Annotated in this window: 3 protein-coding genes and 2 pseudogenes; 2 read left to right on the top strand and 3 right to left on the bottom strand. The window is 42.4% G+C overall.

Features of this window, described 5'->3' with window-relative positions:
- Positions 1–340: 340 nt before the first annotated feature.
- Positions 341–2,380, bottom strand: coding sequence for a hydantoinase/oxoprolinase family protein (locus O9295_RS06290; protein WP_288032384.1), 2,040 nt, complete (start codon positions 2,378–2,380; stop codon positions 341–343).
- An 84-nt stretch (positions 2,381–2,464) separates the two neighbouring features.
- Between O9295_RS06290 and O9295_RS06285 the strand changes: the two genes are divergently transcribed.
- Together O9295_RS06285 and O9295_RS27730 are read left to right on the top strand one after the other, a co-directional pair.
- Positions 2,465–3,472: a Gfo/Idh/MocA family protein gene (locus tag O9295_RS06285; RefSeq protein WP_288032383.1), complete on the top strand. Its 1,008-nt coding sequence runs from the start codon at positions 2,465–2,467 to the stop codon at positions 3,470–3,472.
- A gap of 184 nt (positions 3,473–3,656) precedes the next feature.
- Positions 3,657–3,799, top strand: a pseudogene (locus tag O9295_RS27730) (IS630 family transposase); the annotation flags it as partial.
- Between the two features lie 57 nt (positions 3,800–3,856).
- Here the strand turns inward: O9295_RS27730 and O9295_RS06280 are convergent.
- Both O9295_RS06280 and O9295_RS06275 read right to left on the bottom strand, forming a co-directional pair.
- Positions 3,857–4,708: a hypothetical protein gene (locus O9295_RS06280; RefSeq protein ID WP_288032381.1), complete on the bottom strand. Its 852-nt coding sequence runs from the start codon at positions 4,706–4,708 to the stop codon at positions 3,857–3,859.
- A gap of 244 nt (positions 4,709–4,952) precedes the next feature.
- A pseudogene (locus tag O9295_RS06275) lies at positions 4,953–5,144 on the bottom strand (ACP S-malonyltransferase); the annotation flags it as partial.
- Between the last annotated feature and the right edge of the window lie 135 nt (positions 5,145–5,279).

The raw sequence follows: 5,279 nt of genomic DNA, 5'->3' as shown, positions 1-5,279 counted from the left end.
TGGGAGTGGTCGGGGGGAAAATTCCGGGACTTTTTCCCTGAAAATTAGGTAATTTACCCGATGAAAATGGGTAAAACCCCACACCCCACACCCCACACCCTACACCCTGCCCCTAGGAAAAACTTTTTCAGCAGACCCTATGTAGGGTTTACTGAATAAAGCTAAAAACCTTGTTGGATAATATCTTTAGGCTTTTTTGAAATCAAAAAGTGGGGGAAATTTAGGCACTTTTTCCCTGAAAATTAGGTAATTGGCCACCTCAAAACTGGTAAAACCCCACACCCCACACCCCACACCCCACACCCTACCCCCACGAAAAACTTTTTGCCGCAAACCCTAGTTAATCTTTGGAGAGAATTAAATGATTTTTCTCCGTTAATTTTGCCATCCAACCCGGTTCAATCACAATCGTGCTGATTTTTTCGATAATAATTGCTGGTCCGGCGAGACAATCAAAAGGTTGCAGATCTGAACGCTGATAAATTGGCGTTTCTCGCCATTGATTAGCCATAAAAACCGCTACTCGATCGAGGATAGGAGGTAATTCTCCCATCGGACGGGAGCGAGTTAAAATTGCTTCTTTGGGACTGTCCATAGTCTGGATCAATTCCACGGCAATCGACTCAACAATTAAAGCTTTTTGTTCTTGCTTAAACCCATAACGTCTTTGATGTTCCCGTTCAAAATCCTGACGCATTTGATCGCTAAAATTAACCGCTAAAGTGGCATCACTGCCTTGATATTTTAAACTAACTTGCTGCCGCACCTGATTATAATCCTCTAATTCCCGACCCGCTAAAACTTCTAATTCGTTCATTTCCGTGAGCAACTGCCCGATTAAATCGGCATTTAACGGCTGTTCGATCGCTTTTTCTTTAATTACCCTCAAATCGGCCAAACCCATGCCGTAGGCGCTTAAAACCCCGGCATAGGGATGGAGAAAAATACTTTTCATTCCCAGAGTATCGGCAATTAAACAGGCCACTTGACCCCCGGCACCGCCAAAGGTACAAAGAGTATAATCACTGAGATCATAACCCTTTTGTAGAGAGATTTTTTTAATCGCATTAGCCATATTTTCCACGGCAATTTGAATAAACCCCGCAGCCAGCAGTTCAGGACTATTATTACCCCCCATTGTTGCCACCAATTCTTGAAACTTTGTCAGCACAATCTCTCTATCTAGGGGTAAATTTCCCTCTTGTCCAAAAATAGCGGGAAAATAGGCAGCTTGAATTTTTCCTAACAAAACATTAGCATCGGTAATTGTTAATGGTCCACCCCGTCGATAACAGGCAGGTCCCGGATTAGCTCCGGCACTTTCTGGTCCAACCCGAAAACGAGAACCATCATAGACTAAAATCGAACCTCCACCAGCGGCCACGGTGTGAATACTTAACATCGGCGCTCGCATTCTTACGCCAGCAATTTCGTTATCTGTTTGGCGCTCGTATTCCCCTTGAAAATGAGAAACATCGGTGCTAGTTCCTCCCATATCAAAACTGATAATTTTGCTAAATCCCGCCCTTAAACTGGTTTGTACTGCCCCGACTATTCCCCCCGCAGGACCAGATAAAATGCTATCTTTACCCTGAAATTTATCGGCGGTGACTAAACCGCCATCGGATTTCATAAATAACAAGCTAGTTTTCGGTAATTGCTGGCTAATACTATCAACATAGCGGCGTAAAATTGGCGATAAATAGGCAGAGACTACCGTGGTATCTCCCCGGGATACCAGTTTCATTAAAGGACTGACTTGATGGGAAATGGCTAGATGAGTAAAGCCGATTTCTTCGGCAATAGCTGCCACTTGTTTTTCGTGGTCGGGATAACGATAACCGTGCATAAAAACAATCGCACAACTTCGGATACCCCCTTGATAAACTGGTATTAAATCGGCTTTAACTTGGGCGGGATTAACGGCGATTAATTCTTGTCCTTGACTATCGTACCGTTCGGCCACTTCGATAACTTGTTCGTATAATAAAGAAGGAAGAATAATTTGACGGGCAAAAATATCGGGGCGATTTTGATAGCCAATTCTCAAGGCATCTTTAAAACCTTTGGTGATTAACAAAACCGTGCGCTCTCCTTTTCTTTCTAACAGCGCATTGGTGGCTACCGTTGTTCCCATTTTAATCACTTCGATGTTATCTAGGGAACCGCTAATATCTTTGATCCCTTGAATGACTGCATCTGGGTATTTTTCGGGATTTTCCGAGAGCAGTTTATAGAGAACAATCCACTGTTGATCGGCAAGGGGAACAATCAGAAATCTAGCGGCATCTCTAGCTAGTCGTTCAATAATTTCTGGTCGATCGATTATCGCCACGATATCGGTAAAAGTTCCCCCTCGATCGATAAAAAATTTTAACATAATCCCTTCCAGTTCTCAGAATCAATGAACAATTGCGCCTAATCCTTTTAAAATAAACTAGATTGATTTATCTGAGTAAGCAAAATGTCCACAGGAATCGCTATCTTAGGGGTAGGACGTTGGGGAGTCCATTTCGTCCGTCATTTTTCTCAACATCCCTCAGCACAAGTAGTGGCGATCGTTGACTCCTCCCCTGAAAAACTTCATCTCTGTCGCGATCAATTTAATCTCGATACTAATAAGGTTATTTTAGCCAATGACTGGGAATCAATTCGTCTTCACCCCGAAATCTCGGCTGTAGTCGTCGTTACTCCCGCCATCAGTCATTATCCCCTGATTAAAGATGCTCTTAATTTAGGTTATCACGTCCTTGCCGAAAAACCCTTAACCCTCAATCCCCAAGAATGTGGCGAATTAACGGCATTAGCGGCGAAAAAACAGCGTATTTTATTAGTTGATCATACCTATCTTTTTCATCCGGCCGTTATCACCGGACAAAAAGTCCTGCAATCCGGGGGTATCGGTAAACCTCTTTATGGTTATGCCACTCGCACCCACCTGGGGCCAGTTCGTCAGGATGTGTCCGCTTTGTGGGATCTAGCTATTCACGATATCTCGATTTTTAATCATTGGTTAAATAGTACACCAGTATTAATTCAGGCACGAGGAACGGTTTGGCTACAACCTAATCTAGCCGATTTAGTCTGGTTAACCCTGATCTATGGCGATGGTTTTCAAGCGACTATTCACCTTTGTTGGTTGAATCCCGATAAACAGCGACGTTTAGGGATAGTTGGCAGCGAAGGGACTTTAATTTTCAATGAATTAGACTCTCGATCGCCTTTAACGCGACAAAAGGGCTATTTTGAACGTCAGGAAGCCTATTTTATTCCCCGGGGACAGGAGACGGAATCTATCCCTATTGCCGATGGTGAACCCCTAAAAGCATTGTGCGAACATTTTTTAGAGTCGGTGGCTACGGGTGTCGATTCTCCTGTATCTTCGGGATCGGTAGGGACGGAATTAGTCAAAATCCTCCAGGCAGCAGAATTATCTCTAGCCAGAGGTGGAGAGATTGTGCGCTTAGAATAGGGAAACATGGGATCGATAGGTAGGGTCTGCTGAAAAAGTTTTTCGTGGGGGTAGGGTGTGGGGTGTGGGGTGTGAAGTATAACCTGATTTGCTATTGACGAGGAGTTTGTACGGCGTTAGATTTATTAGAGGTTTCCTTAATTTGTACCCAGTAAGGGGGTATCGGAAATTCTGTTAATCCTTCCTGCAGCACAGGTTATGGCTTTTTGTCAATGGGGAAGCCAGATATTATGAAAACTTTTCCGAGTTTTTTCGGCTATTTATGGATGTCTGAATGATGCCCATCTGAAACAGAAACAAGAACTTGATTCCCTGCTCACCTTCTGATTTCACAAGTTTAATAAATCTCAGATTATGACCATCTAAAGTCTATCTCAGCATAGGCTAATTAATTTTATCAGAATTAGAATTCGATGAAGGAGGTACAGAATTCCTAAGGAGCAGGGTTGAGATGTAAACATCCTCTACCTCCCGGAACCTCCTGTTTCTAAAAGTTTGTCCGATAATGATCGTGATGACAAGCGATGTGAACATCCAGCTTGGTTCTTCCTTGATAGCTAGTGTAGATAGTATAAGATTAAATAATGAAGCAAGAAGCAGAGACGCTAACATTCGCACCTGAGCTTCCCTGTACTGTGCCTCTTCCCATAAAACAGGCTGACGAATCTTGAGAAGGCGCTTACAGATTTCAAAAGGTTCATAAGAAGCTAGTTTCTCTATCTTAACATTGTCTGATTCTTCCTGAATTTGCAACTCTGCATTGACAATTTTTTTGATACTTGAATAGAGAAATTTTTTGTTTTCTTCGTAATATTTTTGATAGGGGAAATTATCTTTTATCTCCTGAGTCTCCTGAGTTTCTTGATTTTTTTTGATTTTCCAGAAACATTTAAATAAATTGATAAATGAGGCCTTAATTTTTCTTATGAAACTAGAAACTCGAATAGAAATCCATTCTGCTGGATATGTAGATAAAGCCATGTTGAAATAGCCGATAAGAATTGATAATAAGGCTAGACCAACATAAAAGGGTGCGCCGTATTCATGCCCTGATAATTCTTTGGGAAGAGTTGCAATAAAAAAAGCAACTTTAAGAGGATCGGTAGGTTTTATATTCCATTGAGGAGAAACCATCTCTCGGAGAGTAAAAAATAAGATAGTCCAGACCATTCCAGGAAGGAAAACCCCAAGTAAATCGATAATCGTGAGTCTTATTGGTGTAAAAGTAGGTGACATTAGCCCAAAATTCCTAACTTATATTGCTGAGTTGTATAATACCAAATCTGCTTTTAATAGCATAACTAACTCCCAATCGAACTTTAAAAAACCCGCTTCCTCCTCCCTTATGCTTTCTAAACAGGATTTAGTATAATTGGACTTCCTCGTACAAATATACTGGCCATGACTAAAAGTCTTACAATGCCCTGCTTCTCACCGCTCAGACTGCGATCGCCATAACCCTGAAGCCTAAACGACAATATCAGGGAATGAACAGCCGACCAACTCCTTTGTAATTGTCAATGTCTACAGCGATTTCGATCAGCCTTTCAGCACAACGCTCTCGATATTCAGCTTCACTCAAACGATCGAGATTCCCAATCGTCAACACTGGAAATGAGTTCTCTGTGTTCTCTTCTCGCATCACCTGCTCAAGCGAATCATCACCCTTCATCGGAAATTTTGGGTCTGAAACCCCGCCGTTCTAGGTTGGCTTTACGTTAGAATTAAAAGGCCAGTCTCGAAAACCAAGTGGACGGCGCAGCACCTTGAAAACTCGGCTTAGGGGGTTCCGACCAGAAAAGCTTGG

The organism is Microcystis sp. LE18-22.4A, from assembly GCF_027531105.1.
Lineage (GTDB): Bacteria > Cyanobacteriota > Cyanobacteriia > Cyanobacteriales > Microcystaceae > Microcystis > Microcystis aeruginosa.
The sequence above is the reverse complement of the archived record's forward strand: the minus strand, read 5'-3'. Positions and strand labels throughout refer to the sequence as shown.